Genomic DNA, 24,242 nt, shown 5'->3' on the forward strand with positions numbered 1-24,242 from the left:
GCCTGGCGGCGCGCCTCACGAGTCGAATCCGAGTCCGAAGCGGTCGAGCGTCCTGAGCCAGAGGCCGCGTCTGCCGCCGTTGCGGTCGGCGGCGGCGAGGCGGTTGCGGGTCAGCTGGATCGCGGCGCTGCGCAGCGGCTCGGGCGGGAACGGCAGCGGCTTCGTGCGCACGTAGCGGGTGCGCGTCGCCTCCGTCTCGCGGCCGTCGAGCAGGTCGAGCGCGACCTGCGCGCCGAAGCGCGTGGCGCCGACGCCGAGGCCGGTGTAGCCGACCGCGTACGCCACGTCGCCGCCGAGGGCGGTGCCGAAGAACGGGAAGAAGCGGCTGCATGTGTCGATCGCGCCGCCCCAGCGATGGGTGAAGCGGATCCCCTCGAGCGCCGGGAAGATCGTGACGAGGTGCTGGGAGAGCGTCGCGAAGGTCTCCTCGCCGGCGTCGTCGTGGACCGTCGAGACGGGGCCGCCGTAGCGATAGACGGCGTCGTAGCCGCCGAACAGGATGCGGTCGTCGGCGGTCAGGCGGTAGTAGTGGAACTGGTTGGCGCAGTCGGCAAGACCCTGCCGCCCGCGCCACCCGATCGCCTCGATCTGCTCCGCGCTCAGCGGCTCGGTCACGAGCACGTAGTCGTAGACCGGGGCGATGTAATGCCCGAGACGCCTGAGCAGCGGCGGGAAGGCGCTGGTGCCGAGCAGCACCTTGCGCGCGCGCACGCGCCCGCCGGCCGTCGCGATGGTCACGCCCGCGCCGCCCGCGCCGGCGCCACCGCCGCCGTCGCGCTGGAGGCCGAGCGCGGCGCTGTGCTCGTGCACGCGCACGCCGGCCCGCAACGCCGCGTCGAGCAGCCCGGCGGCCAGTCGCGCCGGGTCGACGAGCGCCGCGCCGCTGCGCTGCAGCAGCCCGCCGAGGTAGAGCGGCGAGCGCACCTCGCGTGCGACCTCCGCGGCGTCGAGCAGCTCGACCGCGTGGCCGAAGCGGCGGGCCTGCGCGGCCGCCTCCTCCAGCCACGCCAGCTCGTGCGGCTCCTGCGCCAGCGTCAGCTCGCCCGGCTCCTCCCACGCGCAGTCGATCCCGTGCGCGCGGAGGTCGTCGCGCATGCCGGCGAAGCTCTCCAGCCCGAGCCGCTCCAGCAGCTCGATCTCGTCGGGGAAGCGCGCGGCCCCGTTGTCGATGCCGTGCGTCAGCGAGGAGGAGACGAAGCCGCCGTTGCGGCCGCTGGCGCCCCACGCGATCGTCGCCGCCTCCAGCAGCAGCACGTCGCGCGCCGGATCGGCGCGCTTGGCGTGCAGCGCGGCCCAGAGGCCGGTGAAGCCGCCGCCGACGATGCAGAGGTCGGTCTCGGCCGGGCCGGCGAGCGGCGGCTGCGGCGGGCGGTCCGGGAGCGCGTCGAGCCAGTACGGGGTCGGCGAGGCGTCGGCGTAGCGCGCGCGATCGGCGGCGCTGGGAGGTGTCGTCGGCCAGGGAGAGCTGATCGTGCGACCGTACCCCGCGCGAGCGCGCCCGCGAAGGCGCGGCCGCCGAGTTGCGACGCCCTGTCGCTCCGGTTCGCGCATTCAGCGACGGGTTGCCGCGTGGCGCGCGGTGCGACGCCGACGGCTGGGGCTGGCTCGGGCGGGCGCGGTCGAAGCGACGCCAGGCGCGCTGACCCAGCCGGGCGACTCGCAGGCGATCTCGCGTTCGAGGATGCTGCCGCGGCTGTGCCGGCGGGGCGGATCTCGGCACCCACATAGCACTTCTAATTCGTAAAATGCTACCTCCGGCAGACCCGGGGGAGATCATGGGAGTCGAAGCAAGGGGGTGCGTGGCCCGGACTGCTGCCGTAACGCGGCGCGGCGGACCCGCCGCGCCGGAACCGACCGAGGAGCAAGCCATGTCCATTCCCACGCGACTCGCCACGCTGCTGGCGGCCGTCGTGATGCTCGCTGCCGGCGCCGCGACGGCGTCGGCCGCACTAATACCACTCAACGTCAACCCGGCCGGGCAGTCTGTCGCCGCGTCGGTCGGGCCGGTGTCGTTCACGACGCTAGGAACTGGCGTCGTCATAACCTGCCAGCCGTCCTCGATCACCAAGGACGTGATCGCGAACGGCTCCGGCACGGTCGCCGTCGGCAACGCCGTCTACAACAACTGCGTCGGTCCTGCCGGCATTCCCATGACGGCGACCAATCCTGCCCAGTGGACGCTGCAGGTCGTCGGCGAGCTACTAGAGACTCCCGACAGAATGCTGCTAGTCGGCCTAGATTTCACGATCCCGGCCGGTGGGCTTCGCTTCACCTCAGCGCCTCCGGGGGTGTGCTCGTTCACCGTGTCGGGCAGCTTCACGCTCGGGAAGCTATTCCCGCCGCAGGCGCTACCGATAACGCAGGCGGTGACGCCGCTCGATCAATTCATCGTCCTACCACTACCGAAGCAAACGCTGACGGTCGCGAACGCCGCCTGCCTCGGAGTCGTCGTCAACGGCGACCGCCTCGAGAAGCGCGGCACGTACACGCTAAACAGGGCGTACACCGCGTCCCAGAGATAGATGGTCAGCGTCGCGGGACGGTCCGTTCCGCGACGCGGCCGCGGGTCAGCCGCCGCGAGCCGGGAGCTGCTCGGCGAGCCGCTCCATCGCGCGCTGGTTGCCGCGGCGCAGGGCGGCCCGCACGAGCGGGGCGAGGGCACGATCGGCGAACGGGGCCCGTCGCCAGGAGTACGTGAACGCGATCCGCGTGCCGCCGTCCGGCAGCTCGCTCAGCTCGTAGACGCCCTCGCCGACGCGGCGGCCGCCGGCGCTGACGTTGCGCTCGACGATCCGCCGCGGCGGCTGCGCCTCGACGACCTCGATCTCGACCGGCGGCTTGCGCCCGCCGGCCTTCGACTGCACGTGCGCCTTCGAGCCAACCCCGCGATCGGGGCCGGCGTAGGACCAGTCGACCAGCATGTGGTTCGTGAACGGCTCGTGATTGGCCATCACGTCGAGGAAGGCGAAGACGTCCGGGCGCGCCTGGGGGACGTCGATCGAGACCATCACGGGAGCAGGCATGATGTACCAGATGGTACAGTCTGCTCGATGGCGCGCAACGACGCTCGGGATCGCCTGCTGGAGCGCGCGATCGCGCACATCGCCGAGCGCGGGCTGAGCGACCTCTCGCTGCGCGAGCTGGCGGCGGCGATCGGGACCAGCCACCGCATGCTGATCCACCACTTCGGCTCGAAGGAGGGCCTCTGGGTCGAGGTCGTCCGCGCCGTCGAGGCGCGACAGCGGGCCGTCCTGCGGGAGCTGATCCCCGACCGATCAGCCGACCCGGCCGAGGCGGCGCGCGCCTTCTGGCGACACCTCTCCGATCCCTCGCTGTGGCCGAACGAGCGCCTCTTCTTCGAGCTCTACGGCCAGGCGCTGCAGGGCCGGCCCGGCACGACCGAGCTGCTCGACGGGATCGTCGACGACTGGCTCGAGCCGCTCGCGCAGATCGGAATCGCGCGCGGCATGGAGCCGGACGCCGCGCGCGCGAACGCGCGACTCGGCGTCGCGGTCACACGCGGGCTGCTGCTCGACCTGCTCGCGACCGGCGACCGCGACGGCACGACCGCCGCGATGGAGGCGTGGATCGCGCTCGCCACGGCCGCCCTGCCGCCGGCGCCCGGCGGCTCGCAGACCGGCGCCTGAGCGCCGAGGCTCCCGCGCCCCGCGCGTCAGGCCACGATCGGGGTGGTCTGCGCCAGCGCGATCTTCCAAACGCCGTCCCGCTCGACGAGCACGAAGGTCATGTTGCCGCGGTCGGCGCCCAGCGGCTCGGCGTCGGAGCGCCCGTCGGAGACGTGCTTGACGGCGTTGACGAGCGCGACGCCGGGCGCCGGGAAGCGGACGTCGACGATCTCGGTGCGGGTGCGCACCTGCGCCAGCGGTGACGCGAGGGCCCTGCCCATCACCTTGCGTATCTGCTTGCGGCCGGCGACGCGGCGGCCGACGAAGTTGACGATCGCGGCGTCGTCGGTCAGCAGGGCGACGAAGCCCTCTACGTCGCTCTGCAGGCGGTCGGCCTCGCGGACGATCGCCTCGACGGCCTGCTGCTGTTCGGCGGTGGTCGACATGCGTGGCTCCTTTGCGGCGGTTGACCTATCCGGAGCGTTTCGCTCCGGATAGTTCGAAGCATAGCGGAGCGCTTCGCTCCGCATCCGGTACGCTCGCCGCCGTGCCCGATCGCCGCTCTCGCCGCTCCGACGCCCAGCGCAACGACCGTGCCCTGCTGCGCGCGGCGCGCGCCGTGATCGCGCGCGACGGCGCACGCGCGTCGGTGGCGGCGATCGCTGCGGACGCGGGCGTCGGCGTGGGGAGCCTCTATCGCCGCTGGCCCAGCAAGGAGAAGCTGTTCGAGCACCTCCTCGAGGTCGCCAACGAGGAGTGGGACCGGATCGCCCAGGAGGGACTCGCGCACGAGGACCCCTGGGAGGGGTTCGCCCACTACTTCGCCGCGGCCGTCGGCTTCGGACCGGGCACGCTCGGACCGCTCGCCGGCACCGTCGAGCTCACCCCGCGCGCCGCCGCGGCCGCCCGGCGGTCAGACGAGGCGGTCGAGGCGATCATCGCCCGCGCCCGGTCGGCCGGCGAGCTGCGGGCCGACGTCACGGCGGTGGACGTCTCGCTGCTGATCGAGCAGATGAGCCGATCGCCGCTGATCGAGCAGCTGGCGCAGCAAGGTCGCGACGACCTGCGCGACGCCGCCGCCCACGCCCGCCGGCGCCTCGTCGCGATCGTCCTCGACGGACTGCGCGAGCCCGCCGCCACCCCGCTGCCCGGCCCGCGCCCAGCCGAACGGCTGCTGACAGCGCGCTGGGAGATGGTCGAGTACCGCCCCGCGCGCTGAGCCCAGCGCCCGCGACGACACTCCACCTCACAGCGACGCGGGGCTGACGGCCGCGAGCGGACGCTCGCGGCCGTCGTCCTGCCCGTCGGCCTATCTGCCTTCGTAGCCGAAGAGCTCGCCGCCTCTGGTCACGACGACGCCGCCGGGGCCGCGGGCGTCACCGTCCTCGGTGATCGTCAGTCTGCCCTGCGCGCCCTCGAACGTTCTCATCGCGGCGAGCGCTCTCCGCACCTCGCCGTGGTCGGTCGTGCCGGGCACGCCCCCTCGCAGGTGAGCCGAGGCCCGCGCCGGGCATGCCGCCCGCTCCGTTGACCGTCTTCAGCGTGGTCCATATGATGAAACTCGCAAGCAGTATTTTGAAAGCGAGCTCCAGGCTGACGGTGGCGTCCAGCCTGGGCGGCAAGGAGGCGATCGATGCGGATGGCGACGGAGCGCGCGGCACTGGTGACGGGCGGAGCGTCGGGGATCGGGCTCGAGACGGCGCGCAGGCTGGTCGCGGACCGCCTCCGCGTCGCGCTGCTCGACCTGCCCGGCGACAGGCTCGACGCGGCCGCCGCCGAGCTGACCGCGGCCGCGCGCGCGCACGAGCCGTCGGCGGCGCCGGTCGTCGCCGTCGCCGCCGACGTCCGCCGGCCGGCCGCGGTCGCTGCCGCGGTGGGCGACGCGATCGACGCGCTCGGCGGGCTCGACACGCTCGTGGTCTGCGCCGGCGTGATCCACATCAAGCCGCTGGCCGACGTCAGCGAGGACGACTGGGACCGCACGCTCGACGTCAATCTCAAGGGCGCCTTCCTCTGCTGCCAGGCGGCGGCGCCGGCGCTGACGGCCAGCGGACGCGGGCGGATCGTGATGATCAGCTCCGACGCCGGCCGCCGCGGCGTGCCGCTCCTGCACGCCTACTCCGCCTCGAAGTTCGGCCTCGTCGGCCTGACGCAGTCGCTCGCGGGCGAGCTCGCGCCGCACGTCACCGTCAACGCGATCTGCCCCGTCAGCACGCCCGGCACGGAGATGGGCCGGCAGGTGATGGCGTTCAAGACGGCCGCCACGGAGCGCAGCGAGCAGGAGGTGCTCGACGACATCGCGCGCCAGTTCCCGCTCGCGCGTGCCGGGACGGAGGCCGACGTCGCCGACGCGGTGCGCTTCTTCGTCTCCGACGCCGCGAGCTTCGTGACCGGCGTCGCGCTCGACGTCGACGGCGGCGCGGGCCTCAACGCGATGCCGGGAGCGCAGGCATGACCCGAGCCGACCGGCCGCCGTTCACCGACACGCACGTCCACTTCTTCGACATGACGCACCCGCGACTGCGCTTCGACTGGCTGCCGCCGGGCGGCGATCCCGCCGAGACCGCCGTGCTCGGCGAGTACGGCGCGGTCCGCTCGGAGCGCTACTGGGCCGACGACTACGTCGGCGAGACGCGGCTGCACGACGTCGCCCGCGTGATCCACGTGCAGTGCGCGATCGGCAGCGAGGACCCGGCCGAGGAGACCCGCTGGCTGCAGGCCTTCCACGACCGCCTCGGCATCCCCCACGCCGCGATCGGCTACGCCGACCTCGCCGACCCGGAGGTCGGCGCGCTGCTCGAGCGCCACCGCGCGTACCCGATCTTCCGCGGCATCCGCGACCTGCGCGAGGACGACTACCTCACCGACCCGCAGTGGGAGCAGGGCTTCGCGCTCCTGGGCGAGCACGGTCTCGTCTGCTGCGACGCGCCGGCGCTCGAGCAGGCCGGCGCCGCCGCGGCGATCGCCGCCCGCCATCCCGGCGTCACCTACTGCGTCGACCACGCGCTGATGCCCCTCCGACGCGACGCGGCCTACTTCGCGCAGTGGCGCGACGGCCTGCGCACGCTCGCGCAGGTGCCGAGCACGGTCGTCAAGATCTCAGGGCTGGGCCAGGTCGACCACCGCTGGACGGTCGACTCGCTGCGCCCGTGGGTGCTCGCGTGCGTCGAGGAGTTCGGCGTCGAGCGCGCGTTCTTCGGCAGCAACTGGCCGGTCGACCGCCTCTACAGCGGCTTCGGCGACCTGCTCGACGCCTACGCCGAGATCGTCGCCGACTTCACCCCCGGCGAGCGGGCCGCCCTCTTCGGCGGCACCGCCAACCGGGTCTTCGGCATCAGCTGACCGCAGCCCTCGACGCCGCGGGCTGCGCCGAGCGCACGCCGACGATCAGCTCGATCAGCTTGTGCTCGTCGAGCTCGCTCGTCGGCAGCTCGGCGACCTTCCTGCCGTGCCGCAGCACGATCACGCGGTCGGCGATGTCGAGCACGTGCGGCAGGATGTGGCTGATGATCGCGACCGAGATGCCGCGGTCGCGGACCTGTCTGACGATCTCGAGCACCTTCGCCGACTGCGCGACGCCGAGTGCGGCGGTCGGCTCGTCCATGATGACGAGCTTCGACGCCCACACCATCGCGCGGGCGATCGCGACGCTCTGCCGCTGACCGCCCGAGAGCGCCGACACCGGCGATCCGTACAGCCTCGGGATGTTGATCGAGAGGTCCGAGAGGTGGGCCGCCGCCTCCTTGCGCATCGCCTTCTTGTCGACCGCGCCGAACAGCCGCAGCGGACCTCTGCGCATCGGCTCGCGGCCGAGGTAGATGTTGGTGACGACGTCGAGGTTGGGCGGCATCGCGAGGTCCTGGAAGACCGTCTCGACGCCGTGCGCCCGCGCCTCGATCGGCGACCGGATCGAGACCGGCACCCCGTCGATGCGGATCTCGCCCTCGTCCGGCGTGACGGCGCCGGAGATCATCTTGATCAGCGTCGACTTGCCGGCGCCGTTGTCGCCGACGATCGCGACGATCTCGCCGCGCATGATGTCGAAGTCGACACCGTCGGTCGCGACGATCGACCCGTAGCGCTTGCGCAGCCCGCGGGCCTCGATCAGCGGCGTCTCCGCCTGCGTCGCAGCCATCTACTTCACCACCTTCAGCGCAGCCCGCCGGCGCGCCTCGTCGAGGATGATCGCGATCAGCAGCGCCCCGCCGACGACGACCGGCTGCCAGAAGCTGGAGACGTCCTGCAGGACCAGTCCGTTGGCGATGATGCCCAGCAGCAGCAGGCCGACCAGCGTGCCGACGACCGTGCCGCGACCGCCCTCCAGCGCCGTGCCGCCGATGATCACCGCGGCGAGGATCGTCAGCAGGTCGTTCTGCCCGGCCGCCTGGAACGGCGCGACCGAGCCCGACGACGCGCAGACGACGACGCCGGCGACGCCGGCCGCGAGCCCCGCGGCGACGTAGACGAGCGTCTTGACGCGCGTGACCGGCACGCCCGAGAGCCGCGCTGCGTCCGCGTCGCCGCCGATCGCGAAGACGTGCACGCCGAAGCGCGTGAAGCGCAGGATGCAGAAGGCGACGAGGAAGGTCCCCAGCATGATCAGCGTCGGCGTCGGCACGTTGCCGATCAGCCGCGAGGTGCCGATCTCGCGGAAGGCCTCGTTGTCGATCACGAGCGCGTCGCCCTCGGTCAGCACGAACGCCAGCCCGGTGAAGAGGAAGTTGGTCCCGAGCGTGACGATGAACGGATTGAGGTTGCCGACCGCGATCAGCAGCCCGTTGAGCAGGCCGATCGCGCCGCCGGCGGCGACGCCCAGCAGGACCGCCGGCACGACCGGCACGCCGGCCGACAGCGTCGCCTGCGCGACGATCCCGGCCATGATGAAGATCACGACCGGCGAGAGGTCGATGCCGCCGCTGATCACGACGATCGTCGCGAACGCCGCCGCGATCCCGACGACGGCCATCGCCGACGTGATGTTGAGCAGGTTGCGCTCGCTGAAGAAGTACTCGTTGGCGAACGTCAGGTACAGGAACAGCAGCAGCGTCACGAACGGCAGCGCGTAGTGCGGCCGCAACAGCACGCCGCGCACGCGCGCGGCGGTGCTCTCTCTGCCGTCGCCGAGGTTGACGGTCCCGACCGAGGCGGCCGCCGCGCGGGCGGCTCTCCCGGTCGTCTGCTCGGTGGTCTCGGTCGGCACGGCTAACCGCCCGGGTAGTAGTCGTCGATCGTGTCCCTCGTCAGCTGCACCAGCTCGGTGCCGAGGAACGACGGCACGGCGTTGCCGGCCATCAGGTCCTGGAGCATCGGGATCGCGTACTCGCCGAATCTCTCGCCGAAGAACGCGACCGACATGTCCTGGGTGCCGGCGCGCACGCTGCGGCGCGACGACTCGTCGTCGGCGCCGGCGGCCGTCAGCGTGTCGGCGTCGGCGAGGTCGCTCTCGCCGATCGCGCGGATCATCTCCTGCATCCGGATCGAGTCGATCGCGGTGAACGCGACGTGTCTGTACTGCGGGTGCGCGGTCAGCCAGTCGGTCACTCTCTTGTAGCCCGACTGGGACTCCGACTGCTTGCAGACGATGTCGTGGACGTCCCCGGGCGCCAGTCCGAAGTCGCTGTCGGCGACCGCTCTCTTGACGGTCTCGAACATCGCGTTGACCGACGGCCCGTTGTCGGGGTCGGTGCACTGCACCAGCGCCGTCTCGCGCGGAGACCAGCCGCGCTCTCTCGCGCTCGTCGCGACGAACTCGCCGATCTCGGTGCCGACGTCGGGCCAGTGGTTGCCCATCGCGGGCCGGCCCTCGATCGCGACGTAGAGCTGGATCGACGGCATGCAGCCCTCGCCCTCGACGATGTCGTGGAAGCCGGGCAGGAGGCTGACGTCGAGGTTGGCCTGGATCAGGCCCCTGTTGCGCTTGACGATCGCCGAGTTGGCGGCGTTGTTGGGCTCCGTTCGCGACGGATATCTGAGGTTGTAGACGTCGAGCTCCATGCCGGCCTCCTTGGCGACGCGCTCGATGCTTCTCGAGTTGTCGATCCCGAAGGGGTCGGTGTTGCCGTAGTGCATGTAGCCGATCTTCGCGTCGCCGCCGGTGACCTCGCGGACGTCGGCCCTGTACTCGGACGGATGGTCCTCGGCGACCTCGAAGCCGCAGCTGGCGTTGTTCCAGCGGTACCAGGGCGCGACCGCGGCGCCGACCTTGGCGCTCGACAGCACTCTCGTGCCAAGCTCGAGCCCTGTTCCGTAGTCGCCGGCAGACGCGGCCTCGCCGCCGCCTCCGTCGTCGCCGCCGCTGCTGCCGCACGCGCCCAGCCCAAGGGCGGCGGCGCAGAGCGCGATCGACGCGAACTTCGATTGACGCACCATGCCTCCTGAGGTCGCCCGAGCCGCTGGCCCGGATCTCGGATCCGGTGGGCGCCGCCCCGCGCCGACACCGCTTCATTTCACGATCTGAAATCTCCTCCAGATTCCGAAATCAAGCTAACCGAGGGCGCGGGGCCTGTCAAGGCGCGCGGGCGCGGCGCGGCCGAGCGCCGCTGGACACCGTGCGGTGCGATGCGGCGGGCGGGCGGCGGTCGGCGCCCGGCCCGGTCGCTCGTTCAGGCGCCGGTCGCTCGTTCAGGCGCCGGTGGCGAGGTCGCCGGCGGCGACCTGCGCGACGACGTCGAGCAGCTGCTCGGTCAGCTCGGCGCGCCGCTTCTTGAAGCGGTCCGTCGGCACCGAGACGCCGTAGGCGGCGATGATGAGGTCGCTCTGCAGCAGCGGCGCCGCGACGCAGGAGACGCCGAGCGCGTACTCCTCCAGGTCCATGCCGTAGCCGCGCCGGCGGATCCGTCTGAGCTCGGCCTCCAGCGCGTCGGGCTCGACGATCGTGTTCGGCGTCAGCGCCGTCAGCGGATGGCTGCGCAGGTACGCCTGGCGGACCTCCGGCCAGGCGTACGCGAGCAGCACCTTCCCGTTGGCGCGGGCGTGACCGTCGGCGTAGGGGCCGCTGGCGACCTCGGCGACGCGCACGATGTGGCTGCTCTCCACGGAGGCCAGCACGCGGATGTCGTACTCGCCCCAGTCGGCCAGGTAGACGGTCTCGCCGGTGCGCCGCGCCAGCTCGCGCAGCCCGGCGAGCAGCCCCTCGGAGACCGACTTGCCGCGCAGATAGGCCTGCGCGAGGATCGCCGCGTTGCGACCGAGCACGTAGCGGCGGCGGGCGTCCTTGGTCAGCAGGCCCTCGTCGACCAGCGTGTTGACCAGGTGGTAGGCCGTCGGCAGCGCCAGCCCGCGCGCCTCGGCGATCTCCTTCGCCGTCGCGCCGTGCGCCTGCTGGGCGACCCACAGCAGCAGCTGCGAGGCGCGCGCGACGGACTGGATCCGAGTGCCTTCGCCCTCCCCACCGTTCTTCATATGGTGAAACGATACATCGCCATCGTGGATCGCCGCGCCACCGCATCGGGGCCGGACTGCGGTCAAGCCCCGCTGAGCCGTTCGGTCGGTTGGCCGGTGATCTCCGCGATCAGGTCGAAGTCCTTGTCCTGATGCAGGAGGGTCAGACCAGCGCGCTCGGCGATCGCTGCGATGAGCAGGTCGGGCACCGACGGCGCACGATGTTGGCCGCGGTCGGCGAGCAACCCGAGGACCTCGACGGCACGATCCTCCGAAGCGGGCGCCATGTACTCGACGGGCATCGACGCGACGGGCGGCTGGCGCAGCCCCGCGCGAAGATCGTCGGCGTCTCGCGCCGAGTAGCCGACTTCGAGCAACGTGACCGTGGCGATGCGCACCAGCCCCCGCTCGATCCGACCGGCCCACGACTCGCTGTCCGGGCTGCGTCCCAGCCGCACCAGCGCGGACTTGTCGATCAACCAGCCCGGCGGCTCGGTCGTCTCGCTCACGACCAGGCTCTGCGCATGACGTCCGGGTCGTCGAGATCGGAGAAGCGAGCGGCGAACCGCCGCAGATCGTCTGACGTCACCGGCGCCGACGGACGGGACGCCACCTGATGGAGGCGTCGCCGCAAATACTCAGTCCGCGAGAGCCTGAGCGCCGCGGCGAGCGCGTCGATCCGCGCGAGGTCCTCCGCGGGCACGTCCCGAATCAGCACGTCTGGCATGCGCCCGAGGATATCAGGCGATATCTCCGTCGCCCGAGCGCGAAGCGACCCAGCGCGGCCTCCTCGATCTCGACCCCGAGCCCCGGCGCGTCGCGCAGCGCCAGCAGGCCGTCGCGCTGCACCCATGGGTCGGCCACGACGTCGTGCTGCATCGGCGACGGGTGCGGCTTGAAGTCGAGCGTGTCGCCGTGCTCGGAGAGCGCCAGCACGTGCAGGCTGGCGGCCGTGTTGAGCGCGCCGCTCCAGCTGTGCATCGAGTACCTGATGCCGGCCGCCTCGACCTGGCGCACGACCTCGCGGCAGCCGGTCAGGCCGAGGCAGCGCCCGGGGTCCAGCTGCAGCACGTCGACCCCGCCGGAGGCGATCACGTGGCGGTAGGACTCCGGCCCCCACTCGTCCTCGCCGGTGCCGACCGGCGTCACCGTCGCGGCGCGCAGGCGCCGGTGCAGCTCCAGCTCGGCCGGATGCAGCGGCTGCTCGACCCAGCGCAGGTCGAACTGCTCCCACTCGCGCAGGCGCCGCTGCGCCGTCTGCAGGTCCCAGACGCGCTGCGCGCCGGGCACGTCGACGACGAGCGACAGCTCGTCCCCGATCACCCCCCGCACCTCCGTCAGGTAGCGCAGGTCGCGCGCGCGGTCGGTGCCGAAGACCGAGTCGAGCGTCATGCCCCAACCGGCCTTCACGATCCGGTAGCCCTGGTCGCGCATCGACTGGAACTCCGCGAGCGTCCAGTCGAGGTCGTCCATGTCGAAGATGATCGACCCCATCGCGGGCAGCTCCCGCCGCAGCCGGCCGCCCAGCAGCGACGCGACCGGCTGGCCCAGCAGCTTGCCCTTCAGATCCCAGAGCGCCATGTCGATCGCGCTGATCGCGAAGGCCGCGATCCCCTCCACGCCGAACCAATACGCGTGTCTGCACATCGCGTGCCAGTGCGCCTCGACCTCGGTCGCGTCGCCGCCGATCACCAGCGGCGCGAACGCCTGCTCCACGAGCAGCCGTGTCGCCAGCGTCGCCGGGGGCAGCTGCGAGATCGCCTCGCCCCAGCCGACCGCGCCGGTGTCGGTCTCGATCCGCACGAGCGTGACGCAGCGCTCGGCGCCGCGGTAGTGCGGCTCGGCGTAGACGAGCGGGAACGCCTCGACGCGCGCGACGACGTGCTCCGGCGCGCTCATGCCGCCGCCTCCGCGAACGCCGGGCCGCCCGGCGGCAGCTGCACCAGCTCGACCGTGATCCCGTCCGGATCGCGCAGATAGCAGATGTAGCCGCCCTCGTAGGGCCCCCATTCGACCCGCACCGGCTCCGGGGAGCGGAACTCAGCGCGGCCGCGCAGCCGCGCGTAGTCGGCCGCGAGGTCCTCCGTGATCAGGCAGAGGTGCCCGTTGCCGACGGTGAACGTCTCCATCGAGCCCGTCTGCGGCGGCGGGTCGAGGTACTGGATCAGCTCCAGGAACGTGCCCGGCAGCGGCAGCACGGCGACGTCGATCCGGCAGCCGGGGTAGCCGACGATCCGCCCCAGGTACGGCCGCTCCCAGATCTTGCGCACTGTCGGCTCGGTGCCGAGCAGCTCGCCGTACCAGGCGATCGAGCGGTCGAGGTCTGAGACCGTGAAGCCGACGTGGTCGAGACCGGTGAAGTGCATGCGCCTCTTCTCTCGTGAACGAAAACGGCGGCGGCGTCAGCCGCCGGCTTCCAGCGGGTGGGTCGCGAGCGCCGTGACCTCGATCTGCGCCCACGGGTGCAGCGGCAGGCCGCAGATCAGCTCGTGCAGCTGCGTGGCGTCGTCGGCGACCCAGACGCCGACGTTGCGCAGGCCGCCGGGCAGGCGCCAGATCCGCTCGATCGCTCCGCTGCGGCGGAGCGCGAGCCCGTGCTCGCGCTCGGCCGCCAGCAGCTCGGCGCGCCGCGCCGCCGGCAGCTCCGGCGGCAGCGCGACGTCGATCCGGACGAGGAACTCCATCAGCCCGCCAGCAGGCCGCGGATCTCGTCCGCGATCCGCTGCTCGCTCGGAAGCCACGCCTCCTCGAGGCCGCCGGCATACGGGACCGGCGTGTCGGGAGCGCTGATCAGCAGCGGCGGGGCGTCGAGCGACTCGAAGCGGTCGGCGACGACGCGCGCCGCGACCGTCGCGCCCCAGCTGCCGGCCAGCGGCGACTCCTGCACGACGACGAGGTGCGCGGTCCGGTCGACGCTGGCGCCGATCGTCTCGAAGTCGATCGGCAGGACCGTGCGCGGGTCGACCAGCTCGACCTCGACGCCCTCGGCCGCGAGCGCCTGCGCGGCCCGCTCGGCCCGCTGGCGCATCAGCTGCGTCGCCACGACCGTGACGTGCTCGCCGCTGCGGATCACCGCCGCCCTGCCGATCTCGACCGGCGGCGCGTCGTCGGTCAGCGAGCCCTTCGCGTTGTACATGCCCTTGTGCTCGAAGAACAGCACCGGGTCCTCGTCGCGGACCGCGGCGCGGAACAGCGCGTAGGCGTCGGCGACCGACCCGGGCACGACGATCTTCAGCCCGGGGCAGTTGAGGAACCAGTTCTCGACCGTCTGCGAGTGCTGGGAGGCGAAGCCGGCGCCGGCGCCGTTGGCGAGGCGGATCGTGACGGGCAGCGTCACCTGGCCGCCGGTCATGTAGCGGTACTTGGCGAGCTGATTGGCGATCTGGTCGAAGCAGACGCCCGCGAAGTCGGCGAACATCAGCTCCGCGACCGGGCGCCGGCCCTTGAGCGCCGCGCCGATCGAAGCGCCGACGATCGCCTGCTCGGAGATCGGCGTGTCGAGCACGCGCTCGCCGCCGAAGCGCTCCCACAGCCCCTCCGTCGCCTTGAACGCGCCGCCGGCCGCGGCGATGTCCTCGCCGATCATGAAGACGCGATCGTCCTCGGCGAGCGCGTCCTCCATCGCCCGCCGGATCGCCTCCTTGTAGGTGACCTCGCTCATGCGTACACGTCCTCGTGGATCAGCTCGACTGCGGGGGCCGAGGCGGCCAGCGCCGCGGCGTAGCCCTCCGCGACGGCGGACTCGGCGTCGGCGCGCGCCTGCGCGATCGCCGCCGCGGCGACGCCGCGCTCGGCCAGCAGCGCCTCCAGCCGCGGGATCGGGTCGTGCTCCAGCCAGCGCTCGAGCTCGCCCGCGGGGCGGTACTTCGCCGGGTCGGTGCGCGAGTGTCCGCGATGGCGGTACGTGAGGCCCTCGACGAAGGTCGGCCCCTCGCCCGCGCGGGCGCGCGCGACCGCCTCGGCGACGACGCGGCGCACGGCGACGACGTCGTTGCCGTCGACGCGCACGCCGGGCATGCCGTAGCCGGCGGCGCGGTCGGCGAGCTGCTCGACCGGCGTCGTGCTCGGCAGCGGCGAGTACTCGCCGTAGAGGTTGTTCTCGCAGAAGAAGACGACCGGCAGCCTCCAGATGCCCGCGAGGTTGAGCGCCTCGTGGACGGCGCCGATGTTGGTCGAGCCGTCGCCGAAGAAGCAGAGGCTGACGGCCTCGGTGCGGTCGAGCCTGGCGGCCAGCGCCAGCCCGGTCGCGATCGGCAGGTGCGCGCCGACGATCGCGAACGACCCGTAGGCGCCGACCTCGACGTCGGTCAGGTGCATCGAGCCGCCCTTGCCGCGGCAGAGGCCGGTCTCGCGGCCAAGGATCTCGGCGAAGGTGCGCTCCAGCGACGCGCCCATCGCCAGCACGGCGCCGTGCCCGCGGTAGGTGCAGACCATCGAGTCGCCCGGGCGCAGCGCGCTGCACGCGCCGACCGCGCAGGCCTCCTGGCCGTTGCAGAGGTGCGTCGAGCCGCGTACGAGGTTCTTCGTGAAGGCGCGCTGGATCTCGTCCTCGAAGCCGCGGATCTCGATCATCCGCCGCAGCATGCCCAGCAGCTCGTCGTCGGTCGGGTCGCCTTCGACCACGGCCGACGACGACGTCGTGTCAAGCCTCATCGGACCTGCCAATCGTTTCAGACTGTGAAATAGATGCCAACAGAATGAAAGATTCCCACGGTGCCGGCACGGGTGTCAAGCGGCGCGCGGCGGGTGGTCGTACTCCGCGGCCGTGGTGAGGCCGCCGTCGACCGTGATCGCCGCGCCCGACAGGCCCGACGCCCCCGGGCCGACGAGGAAGCAGAGCGCCTCCGCGACCTCCCGCGGCTCCAGGATCCGTCCGACCGGCGTGCGCCGCGCCATCGCGGCGCGCGCCGCCGCCGGGTCCTCGAGCTGGTCGAAGTGCCGCTGCAGCAGCGGCGTCTCGATCGCGCCGGGGCAGACGGCGTTGATCCGCACGCCGTCGCGCGCGTGCTCCAGCGCCGCCGAGCGAACCGCGTGCAACAGCGCCGCCTTGGAGGTGGCGTACGCGCTCATCTCCTGCTCGACGATGAACGAGTCGACGCTGCAGACGACCGCCACGGCGCCGCCGCCGCGCGCGACCATGCCCGGCAGGAGCGCCTGCATCCCGCGCACGACGCCGAGCACGTTGACCTCGAAGAGGCGGCGGAAGTCGTCGAGCCCGGTCTCCAGGAAGGGACGCACGACGATCGTGCCGGCACAGGCGACGAGGGCCCCCGGGCCGCGCGGATCGCACCGCGCGCAGGCCGCCGCGACCGCCTCCCAGGTCGCGTCCTCGGCGACGTCGCCCCGCACCCAGTCGACGCCGGCGCCGTCGAGGCCGGCGGACGCCGCGCCCAGGTCGACCGCGACCACCGCGGTCCCGCGCGCGACCAGCGCCTCGGCCGCCGCGCGCCCCACCCCCGAGGCCGCGCCCGTTACGACGGCCAGTGCAGGGTCGATCGCCCCGCCGTCGGTGGTCAGAGTCATCGCCTTCCTCCCGTTCGTCGTCTTGACGCCTCCGGCGCGCCAAGGCTAGCATTCAATATTGCTGAATCAGTTTCAGCATTTGAACTCCATGCCCGCCCGCCGCCGCTCAGGCGGTCGCATCCGCGACCGCCCCGGCCGGCGCGATCCGCAGCGAGAAGCCCGCCTCCTCGCGCTGCGCCGCCGGCAGCTCGACGCACGTCCCGTGCGGCGAGCGGGTCCACGCGAGCGGGCCGCCGCCGCCGGCCCGGGTGACCTGCGCGCCGGGCGCCAGCTCGACGTCGAGGTCGACGGCCGCGCGCCGCGTCGGCCCCAGGACGATCGCGTGGACCGCGTCGGCCGAGCGGGTGTAGCGCACGCCGACGCCCTCGTTGGTGACGCCGCGGGCACGCTGCCAGCGGCGCGTGCCGTGGATCGCCTCGCCGTTGACGGCCAGCCAGGCGCCCAGCGCGCGCAGGCGCTCGGCCTGCGCCGGCGGGATCCGCCCCGCCCCGTCCGGGCCGACGTTGAGCAGCAGGTTGCCGCCGCCGGCGACCACGTCGGCGAGCAGGTGCACGAGCGCGGCGGCGTCGAGGTAGGTGCGGTCGTCCTCCAGGCGGTTGTAGCCGAACGAGGTGCCGATGCCGCGGCAGGCCTCCCACTTCCTGTCCGCCGGCCCGTCGACCTCCGCGTACTCGAGCGTGACGAAGTCGGCGTGCAGCCTGCCGTCGGACTGGCGCGGGATGTCGAAGCGGTCGTTGACGACGCCGTCGGGCACGCGCCGGCGGTAGGCGTCGAGGAACCCCTCCAGCTCGGGCATCGCGACGGCGCAGTAGTCGTTCCACAGCACGCTCGGCGCGTAGCGGTCGACCAGCTCGTCCCAGTGCGCACGCGCGTACTCGGGGTAGCCGGGCGCCGCTCTCAGCGCAGCGTGCATCGAGGCGGTGTCGACGATCGGGAGGCCGCCGAACGACCAGTCGAGACCGCCGCAGTAGTACGTGCCGAAGCGCATGCCGGCGGCGCGCACGGCGCCCGCCAGCTCGCCGACGACGTCGCGCTCGCTCTGCCACGCCGGCTTGCGGGGGTGCGGGCGGTCGCTGGGCCACAGCAGGAAGCCGTCCTCGGTCTTCGTCGTCAGCACGACGTAGCGGGCGCCGGCGCTCGCGAACAGCTCGGCCCACGGCTCGGCCTCCCAGGCCGGGATCGAGCGCGTGCGGAACTCCTCCGCGAACGCCGCGTAGCTGCGCTCGCCGTAGGTCTCGGCGTGGAAGCGCTGCGTCTCGCTGCCGGGCACGAGCATCGCGTTCTCGTACATCTCCGCGTACGGCATCAGCCGCCACTGCTGGCGCTGGCGCCACAGCGGCGTCTGCGGATCGAACGTGAGGTCGGGCGCGGTCAGCGGCGCAAACGCGGGGATCGCGGCCGCGTTCCAATGGATGAAGATCCCGAGCTTGGCGTCGTCGTACCAGCTCGGCAGCGGCGGGCCCGCGGGCGGCTCGGCGGCGGCCATCAGCGCGGGGCCATCCGCAGCCCGCCGTCGAGGCGGATGACCTCGCCGTTGAGCATCGGATTGTCGACGACGTGCGCGACCAGGCTCGCGTACTCCTGCGGCTGTCCCAGCCGCGACGGGAACGGCACCGCCGAGGTCAGCGCGTCGCGCGCCTCCTGCGGCAGCGGGGCGATCATCGGCGTGTCGAACAGCCCGGGCGCGATCGTCGCGACGCGCACGCCGCTGCGCGCGAGCTCGCGCGCGACCGGCAGCGTCAGCGCCGCCACGCCGCCCTTGGAGGCCGCGTAGGCGACCTGCCCGATCTGACCGTCGAACGCCGCCACCGACGCGGTGCAGACGCAGACGCCGCGCTCGCCGCCCGCCTCGGGCGCGTTGCCCGCCATCTCGCCCGCGGCCAGCCGCAGCGCGTTGATCGTGCCGAGCAGGTTGACCTCGATCACGGCGGCGAACGCCTCCAGCGGCGTCGGCCCCTCGCGGCCGACGAGCTTGGCGCCGTCTCCGCGCCCGGCGCACAGCACCGCGACGCGCAGGCCGCGGTCCGCCTGCGCGGCGACCTCGACGGCGGCGCCGGTCGACGCCGGGTCGGTCACGTCGGCGCGCACGGCGACGCCGCCGATCTCCCGCGCCAGCTCCTGCGCCCGCTCCAGCGCGAGGTCGGCGACGACCACCCGCGCGCCGTCGGCGGCCAGCCGTCGCGCCGTCGCCTCCCCCAGTCCGGACGCGCCGCCGAAGACGACGGCGCCCGCTCCCTCCACCTGCATCTGCTCACTCCTGTCTGTCTGTCATCGCCTACCCGAGCACCAGCTCGGCCGCGGTGCGGACCGTGGCCGCGTCGCCGCTGATCAGCAGCGTCGTGACGATCGACTCGCGCCACGCCTCGAGGTCGTGGCGGATCTTGTCGGGCGGCCCGACCAGCGCCAGCTGCTCGATCAGCCTGCGCGGGATCGCCGCGCCGGCCTCGTCCTTGCGGCCGGCGAGATAGAGGTCGGCGACCTCCCTCACCATCGCCTCGTAGCCCATCCGGATCGCGACGTCGGCGTGGAAGTTCCTGCCCTTCGCGCCCATGCCGCCGAAGTACAGCGCGTAGTAGGGCCGCAGCGAGTCGACCGCGCGCTCGACGTCGTCGTCGACGACGAACGGGACCGTCGCGCAGATCTCGAAGTCGTCGAGCGAGCGGCGCGCATCGGGCCGGGCGAAGCCCTCCTCCAGCGCGTCGCGGTAGAGCCGCTCGTGCCCGGGCGCGAACAGCATCGCGAACCATCCGTCGCACAGCTCGGCGGCGAGCGCGACGTTCTTCGGACCCTCGGCGCCGAGGTAGATCGGGATGTCGCGCCGCAGCGGGCGCAGCGACGACTTCAGCGGCTTGCCGAGGCCGGTCCCGCCCGGCAGCGGCAGCGGGTACGCGGGGCCGTCGTTGGCGACCGGGCCCTCGCGCGCCCACACGTCGCGCACGATCCCCAGGTACTCGCGCGTGCGCGCGAGCGGCTTGGCGAACGGCATGCCGTACCAGCCCTCCACCACCTGCGGTCCCGACACGCCGACGCCGAGCACGAAGCGCCCGCCCGAGAGATGGTCGAGCGTCATGGCGGCCATCGCGGTCGCGGTCGGCTGGCGCGCCGAGAGCTGCGCGATGCCGGTCCCGAGCCGGATCCGCCTCGTCGCCGGTCCCCACCACGCGAGCGGCGTGAGCCCGTCGGAGCCGTAGGCCTCCGCGGTCCAGATCGAGTCGAGGCCGAGCGCGTCGGCGGCGGCGATCGCCTCCGGCGCGCCGGCCGGCGGCCCGCTGGTCCAGAGGCCGGTGTGGAGGCCGAGTCTCAGCGCGCGCGTCATGCCGCCACCCGCGCCGCCAGCATCCGCGCCAGCTGCGCGCGCTGGTGCCCGGGGCCGCCGAGCAGCTGCGCGTCGAGCTGAGCCCGCTTGTAGAGCCAGTGGACGTCGGCCTCCCACGTGAAGCCGATCCCGCCGTGGGCCTGGATCGCCGACGCCGTCACCGTGCGACCGGCGTCGCCGGCGGCGGCCATCGCCATCGCGGCGCCCTCGGCCAGCCGCTCGGGCGCCGCGTCGGCCGCCCACGCCGCGAAGTAGGTCGCCGAGCGCGCCTGCTCGGTCTGCTTGAGCATCTCCGCGCAGCGGTGCGAGATCGCCTGGAAGGCGCCGATCGGCGTGTCGAACTGGCGGCGCTCCTTGACGTAGGCGGTCGTCAGCTCAAGCGCCCGCTGGCAGATGCCGACCAGCTCCGCGGCGACGGCGACGGTCGCGCGGTCGCGCGCGGCCGCGACGTCGCCGCCCAGCGGCTCGCCGCCGCCGGCGACCCGTCCGTAGGCGCGCGTCGGGTCGATCGTGACGGTCGCCTCGACCTCCGCCTCGTCGCCGGCGAGCAGCCGGCCTCCGCCCGCGTCGTCGAGCAGCACGATCACGCCGGCGCCGGGCGCGTCGGCGACGACGCCGCCGGCGCGGCCGAGCGCGCCGGTCAGCTCGCCGCTCGAGAGCCGCGGCAGCCAGCGCTCGCGCTGGGCGTCGGAGCCGCCGTGCTCGATCGCGAGCGCCGCCAGGACGGTCCCCAGCAGCGGCGTGACCGCGCATGCGTAGCCGAGCTCCTCGAGCAGGACGCCCAGCTCGACGCTGCCGAGCCCGTGGCCGCCGTGGCGCTCGGAGACCGCGATCCCCGGCCAGCCCAGCTCGCACAGCTCGCGCCACAGCGCCTCGTCGCGCTCGCCGCCCTCCGCCGCCTCGCGCACGCGCGCGAACGGCGAGCGGCTCGCGAGCAGGTCGCGCGCGGTGCGCTTGATCTCGTGCTGGTCGTCGGTGAAGTCGAAGTGCATCGCAGGCTCCTCAGCGTCGCGGCAGGCCGAGCACCCGCTCGGCGACGATGTTCTTGAGCACCTCGGTCGTGCCCCCCTCGATCGAGTTGCCGCGCGAGCGCAGCAGCTCGTGCGCCCACGCCGTCCCCTCCACGAGCGCGTCGGGGCCGAGCACGTCGACCGCCAGCTGCGCCAGCTCCTGGCTGGCCTCCGACCACATCCACTTCGTGACCGAGCCCTCCGGCCCGGGCTGACCGTGCTTCTCGGTCGACGTCAGGCCGCGGTAGGCGGTCAGGCGGATCGCCTCGGCGCGCATGTGCAGGTCGCCGAGCCGGTCGGCGACGCGCGGGTCGTCGAGCAGGCCGCGCGCCGCCGCCTCGGCGGCGAGCGCGTCGACCTGCTGGCGCAACCGCACCTGCAGGAAGAAGCCGAGGCCGGCACGCTCGTTCATCAACGTCGTGAGCGTCACCTTCCAGCCGTTGCCGACGCCGCCGACGACGTGGTCGTGCGGGACCCGCGCGCCCTCGATGAACAGCTCGTTGAACTCCGACTCGCCGGTGATCTGGCGCAGCGGCCGGATCTGCAGTCCGGGTTGCTCCATGTCCATCACGAAGTAGGTGAGGCCGTGGTGCTTCTTGGGCGAGTCGCTGCCGGTGCGCGCGATCAGCATGCACCACTTCGCGTACTGCGCGTTGGAGGTCCAGACCTTCTGCCCCTCGATCACCCACTCGTCGCCGTCGCGCGTCGCCTTGGTGCGCAGCGCGGCGAGGTCGGAGCCGGCGTCCGGCTCGGAGAAGCCCTGGCACCACGGCTCGCTGCCGGCGAGGATCGTCGGCAGCAGGCGCTGTCTGAGCTCCTCGCTGCCCCACGCCATCAGCGTCGGGCCGGCCAGCAGCAGGCCGAGCGCGTCGCCCGGCAGCGGCGCGCCGGCACGGCCCAGCTCCTCGAAGAAGATCGCCGACTGCGTGTAGGTCGCGCCGCGACCGCCGTACTCGACGGGCCAGTGCACGCCGGCCCAGCGACCGCTCGCGAGGCGCCGGTGCCAGTCCATGCGCCACGCCCACCTGGCGTCCTCGCCGGCCGGCTCGGGGCCCGGCCGGTTGACCTCCAGCCACGCACGCAGCTCGTCGCGGAAGGCGGCCTCGTGCTCGTCGAACGTCAGGTCCATCGCTCCTGCAGCTCCTGATCGGGGGAACAGGGATCAAGGTTAACGACCGTACACTTTTCGCGCAAGACAGGACCAGGCGACTTCGCCTGGTCCTGTACCGTGTGGGCACGATCGGGCCGGCCTGGCTCGAAAGTTAACGACATCACACCCACAGCAGTGGAGGAGAGATGGACGACGAGTACGGGCGCGTGCGGGTCGACCGCCCTGGGGACGGCGTCGGGCGCGTGACGCTCGCACGCCCCGAGCGGCGCAACGCCCAGGACCAGCAGATGCTCTACGAGCTCGACGCCGCGCTGAGCGCCTTCGGCGACGACGACGACGTCAGGGTGGTCGTGGTCGCCGCCGACGGCGACGACTTCTCCTCCGGCCACGACCTCGCCGCCAGATGGCTTCCGAGCGACACGGAGCGGCCGGTCACCCAGCACGGCGGCTGGGAGCAGCCCGGGCAGGACGGCTTCATGGCGATCGAGTCGGAGGTCTTCTTCGGCCTCTGCTGGCGCTGGCGCAACTTCCCCAAGCCGACGATCGTCCAGGTCCAGGGCCGCGTGATCGCCGGCGGCCTGATGCTGGTCTGGCCCTTCGACGTGGTCGTCGCCGCCGACGACGCGCTCTTCAGCGACCCGGTCGCCGCGTTTGGCGTCAACGGGATCGAGTTCTTCGCCCACCCCTGGGAGCTCGGCGCACGGCGCGCGAAGGAGCTGCTGTTCACCGGCGACCCGATCGGCGCCGAGGAGGCGCAGGCGGCGGGCATGGTCAACCGCGTCGTGCCGCGCGACGAGCTCGAGCGGACGACGCTCGCGCTGGCGGCCAGGATCGCCGCGCGACCGGCCTTCGGCGTGCGGCTGGCGAAGCAGTCGGTCAACCAGACGCAGGACGCGCAGGGCTTCTGGACCGCGCTGCAGGGAGCGTTCGCGCTGCACCACGTGACGCACGCGCACAACCAGCTCCTGCACGGCGCCGGCATCGACCCCGCCGGGATCGAGCTGATCCGCGCCGAGGCGCGCCGCAGCCGGCCGCCCGCCTGACCCGCGGCGGCGGCGGCGACCGGGCCGGCGCGGCGCGCGCCGGCCCGGGCGCTTCAGGCTCCCGTCACGGGCAGTCGCTCGCGGCCGGTCTGCCGTCGAGCCGGTCCTGCATCCAGCCCAGCGCCTCGCTCATGCCGAGGTCGACGATGTCGAGGTGTCTGGCGCCGGGATAGACGCTCAGCACCGAGGTCCAGCCCATCGTGCACGCTCTCTCCTGGATCCACTCGGTGCCCTCCAGCGGCGTCGTCGTGTCGGCGTCGCCCTGCAGGATCAGCGCCGGCTCCGTCGTCGCCTCGGTCGGGACGGCGTTCGCGTGCAGCCAGCCGGCGAGCTGGTCGGCCGCCGCGGTGCTCGACGCTCTGAACTCCTCGGCCGGCAGGTCGTACATCGCCTCGATCGCCTCCAGGTAGCAGCCCCCGTCGCGCACGACGTCGAGACGCGAGAGCGCGGTCGGGCCGAGGTGGTCGGCCAGGTCGATCTCCGGATGCTGGGTCTGGATCCCCAGCAGGATCATCGTCCAGAGGCCGCGCACGAACGGGCTGAGGTCCTGGATCTCGTAGGCCAGCAGCGAGGTGTCCGAGACCGGCGCGAACGCGATCGTGCCCTTGAAGTCGAGGTTTCCGAAGCCGTAGCGGCTGGCGACGCCGCCGGCCGCGATCGCGGCGTGCCCGCCCTGCGAGTGCCCGACCGAGAACCACGACCGCGACGCCCGCGGGCTGAGGATCCGTGCCGCGCGCACGATGTCGATCATCCCGCGCGCCTCGCTCTCGGCGATCAGGTACGGGTGGACGCCGGCGGTGCCGAGGCCCTCGTAGTCGGTCGCGGCGACCACGTAGCCGGCCCGCACGAACGCGAGCAGCGCCGGGTCGGAGAGGTAGTCGTCCATCCGCGACGGCGCGCACTGGTCGGCGACGCCGATCGTCCCGTGCCCCCATGAGACGACGGGCCAGCCGCCCCTCGGCGCTGGGCCTCTGGGCTTGAGCACCAGCCCACTGACGAGGCGCAGGTCGCCTCTGGTCGTCGTCGAGGTGTACTTGATGCGGTGCGCGACGACGTCGCTCGGCGCCGCGTGCGCGCGTCTGGCGTCGACCAGCAGGCCGGTGAAGCGCGGCCTGGCCGATCTGTCGCCGGCGGCGGCCGGCACGGCGGCCGCCAGCAGCGCTGCGAGCAGCGTTAAGCAGAGCGCGAGCACGCGCCCGAACGGCTGTGACATGTCCCTCTCCTTGTGGTGCG

The 24,242-nt window shown here is 73.1% G+C and carries 28 protein-coding genes; 6 read left to right on the forward strand and 22 right to left on the reverse strand.

The window, feature by feature from the left end; translation table 11 throughout:
- Positions 1-15: 15 nt before the first annotated feature.
- A complete protein-coding gene (locus tag BDZ31_RS00300; protein WP_183337854.1) occupies positions 16-1,551 on the reverse strand; it encodes an NAD(P)/FAD-dependent oxidoreductase in 1,536 nt (511 codons plus the stop codon).
- A 317-nt stretch (positions 1,552-1,868) separates the two neighbouring features.
- On the opposite strand from BDZ31_RS00300, the gene BDZ31_RS00305 reads away from it, so the two are divergent.
- The gene (locus tag BDZ31_RS00305) at positions 1,869-2,522 is read left to right on the forward strand and encodes a hypothetical protein (RefSeq protein WP_183337856.1); all 654 of its coding nucleotides are present in this window, start codon (positions 1,869-1,871) and stop codon (positions 2,520-2,522) included.
- Between the two features lie 45 nt (positions 2,523-2,567).
- Here the strand turns inward: BDZ31_RS00305 and BDZ31_RS00310 are convergent, their stop codons facing one another.
- Positions 2,568-3,023: an SRPBCC family protein gene (locus BDZ31_RS00310; protein WP_183337858.1), complete on the reverse strand. Its 456-nt coding sequence runs from the start codon at positions 3,021-3,023 to the stop codon at positions 2,568-2,570.
- Positions 3,024-3,050: 27 nt separating this feature from the next.
- On the opposite strand from BDZ31_RS00310, the gene BDZ31_RS00315 reads away from it, so the two are divergent.
- The gene (locus BDZ31_RS00315; RefSeq protein WP_183337860.1) at positions 3,051-3,647 is read left to right on the forward strand and encodes a TetR/AcrR family transcriptional regulator; all 597 of its coding nucleotides are present in this window, start codon (positions 3,051-3,053) and stop codon (positions 3,645-3,647) included.
- Between the two features lie 26 nt (positions 3,648-3,673).
- On the opposite strand, the gene BDZ31_RS00320 is transcribed toward BDZ31_RS00315, so the two are convergent.
- Positions 3,674-4,072, reverse strand: a complete 399-nt coding sequence (locus BDZ31_RS00320; protein ID WP_183337869.1) for an SgcJ/EcaC family oxidoreductase — start codon at positions 4,070-4,072, stop codon at positions 3,674-3,676.
- Between the two features lie 101 nt (positions 4,073-4,173).
- On the opposite strand from BDZ31_RS00320, the gene BDZ31_RS00325 reads away from it, so the two are divergent.
- The gene (locus BDZ31_RS00325) at positions 4,174-4,845 is read left to right on the forward strand and encodes a TetR family transcriptional regulator (protein WP_183337871.1); all 672 of its coding nucleotides are present in this window, start codon (positions 4,174-4,176) and stop codon (positions 4,843-4,845) included.
- 90 nt (positions 4,846-4,935) lie between these two features.
- On the opposite strand, the gene BDZ31_RS00330 is transcribed toward BDZ31_RS00325, so the two are convergent.
- On the reverse strand, positions 4,936-5,103 hold the full coding sequence (locus BDZ31_RS00330) for a hypothetical protein (RefSeq protein ID WP_183337873.1): 168 nt from the start codon (positions 5,101-5,103) through the stop codon (positions 4,936-4,938).
- A 156-nt stretch (positions 5,104-5,259) separates the two neighbouring features.
- On the opposite strand from BDZ31_RS00330, the gene BDZ31_RS00335 reads away from it, so the two are divergent.
- Both BDZ31_RS00335 and BDZ31_RS00340 read left to right on the forward strand, forming a co-directional pair.
- Complete coding sequence (locus BDZ31_RS00335; protein ID WP_183337875.1) at positions 5,260-6,081, forward strand: SDR family NAD(P)-dependent oxidoreductase; 822 nt, start codon at positions 5,260-5,262, stop codon at positions 6,079-6,081.
- Complete coding sequence (locus BDZ31_RS00340; protein ID WP_183337877.1) at positions 6,078-6,968, forward strand: amidohydrolase family protein; 891 nt, start codon at positions 6,078-6,080, stop codon at positions 6,966-6,968. The genes BDZ31_RS00335 and BDZ31_RS00340 overlap by 4 nt, the downstream gene beginning before the upstream one ends.
- Here the strand turns inward: BDZ31_RS00340 and BDZ31_RS00345 are convergent.
- From BDZ31_RS00345 to BDZ31_RS00425, 17 genes are all read right to left on the reverse strand, one after another.
- Complete coding sequence (locus BDZ31_RS00345; protein WP_183337879.1) at positions 6,961-7,761, reverse strand: ATP-binding cassette domain-containing protein; 801 nt, start codon at positions 7,759-7,761, stop codon at positions 6,961-6,963. The two genes, BDZ31_RS00340 and BDZ31_RS00345, sit on opposite strands and share 8 nt — an antisense overlap.
- On the reverse strand, positions 7,762-8,826 hold the full coding sequence (locus BDZ31_RS25705) for an ABC transporter permease subunit (RefSeq protein WP_183337881.1): 1,065 nt from the start codon (positions 8,824-8,826) through the stop codon (positions 7,762-7,764).
- 2 nt (positions 8,827-8,828) lie between these two features.
- Positions 8,829-9,992 carry a hypothetical protein gene (locus BDZ31_RS25710; protein WP_183337883.1) on the reverse strand — a complete coding sequence of 388 codons (1,164 nt, stop codon included), beginning with the start codon at positions 9,990-9,992 and terminating at the stop codon, positions 8,829-8,831.
- 255 nt (positions 9,993-10,247) lie between these two features.
- Positions 10,248-11,027, reverse strand: coding sequence for an IclR family transcriptional regulator (locus tag BDZ31_RS00360; protein WP_183337885.1), 780 nt, complete (start codon positions 11,025-11,027; stop codon positions 10,248-10,250).
- A 62-nt stretch (positions 11,028-11,089) separates the two neighbouring features.
- Positions 11,090-11,515 (reverse strand): PIN domain-containing protein, encoded by a 426-nt coding sequence (locus BDZ31_RS00365; protein ID WP_183337887.1) that lies wholly within the window; start codon positions 11,513-11,515, stop codon positions 11,090-11,092.
- Positions 11,512-11,733 (reverse strand): type II toxin-antitoxin system VapB family antitoxin, encoded by a 222-nt coding sequence (gene vapB, locus BDZ31_RS00370; RefSeq protein WP_183337889.1) that lies wholly within the window; start codon positions 11,731-11,733, stop codon positions 11,512-11,514. Before vapB ends, BDZ31_RS00365 begins: the two co-directional genes overlap by 4 nt.
- Entirely contained in the window at positions 11,718-12,905 is a 1,188-nt protein-coding gene (locus BDZ31_RS00375) for a mandelate racemase/muconate lactonizing enzyme family protein (RefSeq protein WP_183337891.1), read from the reverse strand. Before BDZ31_RS00375 ends, vapB begins: the two co-directional genes overlap by 16 nt.
- A complete protein-coding gene (locus BDZ31_RS00380; RefSeq protein WP_183337893.1) occupies positions 12,902-13,372 on the reverse strand; it encodes a VOC family protein in 471 nt (156 codons plus the stop codon). The genes BDZ31_RS00375 and BDZ31_RS00380 overlap by 4 nt, the downstream gene beginning before the upstream one ends.
- Before the next feature lie 36 nt (positions 13,373-13,408).
- Complete coding sequence (locus BDZ31_RS00385) at positions 13,409-13,690, reverse strand: muconolactone Delta-isomerase (RefSeq protein ID WP_183337895.1); 282 nt, start codon at positions 13,688-13,690, stop codon at positions 13,409-13,411.
- A complete protein-coding gene (locus BDZ31_RS00390; RefSeq protein WP_183337897.1) occupies positions 13,690-14,667 on the reverse strand; it encodes an alpha-ketoacid dehydrogenase subunit beta in 978 nt (325 codons plus the stop codon). Before BDZ31_RS00390 ends, BDZ31_RS00385 begins: the two co-directional genes overlap by 1 nt.
- Positions 14,664-15,659: a thiamine pyrophosphate-dependent dehydrogenase E1 component subunit alpha gene (locus BDZ31_RS00395; RefSeq protein WP_183337899.1), complete on the reverse strand. Its 996-nt coding sequence runs from the start codon at positions 15,657-15,659 to the stop codon at positions 14,664-14,666. Before BDZ31_RS00395 ends, BDZ31_RS00390 begins: the two co-directional genes overlap by 4 nt.
- A 75-nt stretch (positions 15,660-15,734) precedes the next feature.
- On the reverse strand, positions 15,735-16,529 hold the full coding sequence (locus BDZ31_RS00400; protein WP_183337901.1) for an SDR family NAD(P)-dependent oxidoreductase: 795 nt from the start codon (positions 16,527-16,529) through the stop codon (positions 15,735-15,737).
- Positions 16,530-16,635: 106 nt separating this feature from the next.
- Entirely contained in the window at positions 16,636-18,015 is a 1,380-nt protein-coding gene (locus BDZ31_RS00405; protein ID WP_183337903.1) for an alpha-L-fucosidase, read from the reverse strand.
- The gene (locus BDZ31_RS00410) at positions 18,015-18,776 is read right to left on the reverse strand and encodes an SDR family NAD(P)-dependent oxidoreductase (RefSeq protein ID WP_183337905.1); all 762 of its coding nucleotides are present in this window, start codon (positions 18,774-18,776) and stop codon (positions 18,015-18,017) included. Before BDZ31_RS00410 ends, BDZ31_RS00405 begins: the two co-directional genes overlap by 1 nt.
- Positions 18,777-18,804: 28 nt before the next feature.
- Positions 18,805-19,833 carry an LLM class F420-dependent oxidoreductase gene (locus tag BDZ31_RS00415; protein WP_183340888.1) on the reverse strand — a complete coding sequence of 343 codons (1,029 nt, stop codon included), beginning with the start codon at positions 19,831-19,833 and terminating at the stop codon, positions 18,805-18,807.
- A gap of 8 nt (positions 19,834-19,841) precedes the next feature.
- The gene (locus BDZ31_RS00420; RefSeq protein WP_183337907.1) at positions 19,842-20,837 is read right to left on the reverse strand and encodes an acyl-CoA dehydrogenase family protein; all 996 of its coding nucleotides are present in this window, start codon (positions 20,835-20,837) and stop codon (positions 19,842-19,844) included.
- Between the two features lie 10 nt (positions 20,838-20,847).
- A complete protein-coding gene (locus tag BDZ31_RS00425; protein ID WP_183337908.1) occupies positions 20,848-21,984 on the reverse strand; it encodes an acyl-CoA dehydrogenase family protein in 1,137 nt (378 codons plus the stop codon).
- Between the two features lie 167 nt (positions 21,985-22,151).
- Between BDZ31_RS00425 and BDZ31_RS00430 the strand changes: the two genes are divergently transcribed.
- Positions 22,152-23,009, forward strand: a complete 858-nt coding sequence (locus tag BDZ31_RS00430; protein WP_183337910.1) for an enoyl-CoA hydratase — start codon at positions 22,152-22,154, stop codon at positions 23,007-23,009.
- A gap of 64 nt (positions 23,010-23,073) precedes the next feature.
- On the opposite strand, the gene BDZ31_RS00435 is transcribed toward BDZ31_RS00430, so the two are convergent.
- Positions 23,074-24,222, reverse strand: a complete 1,149-nt coding sequence (locus BDZ31_RS00435; RefSeq protein WP_183337913.1) for an alpha/beta hydrolase family protein — start codon at positions 24,220-24,222, stop codon at positions 23,074-23,076.
- Positions 24,223-24,242: the final 20 nt, after the last annotated feature.

The organism is Conexibacter arvalis (genome assembly GCF_014199525.1).
Lineage (GTDB): Bacteria > Actinomycetota > Thermoleophilia > Solirubrobacterales > Solirubrobacteraceae > Conexibacter > Conexibacter arvalis.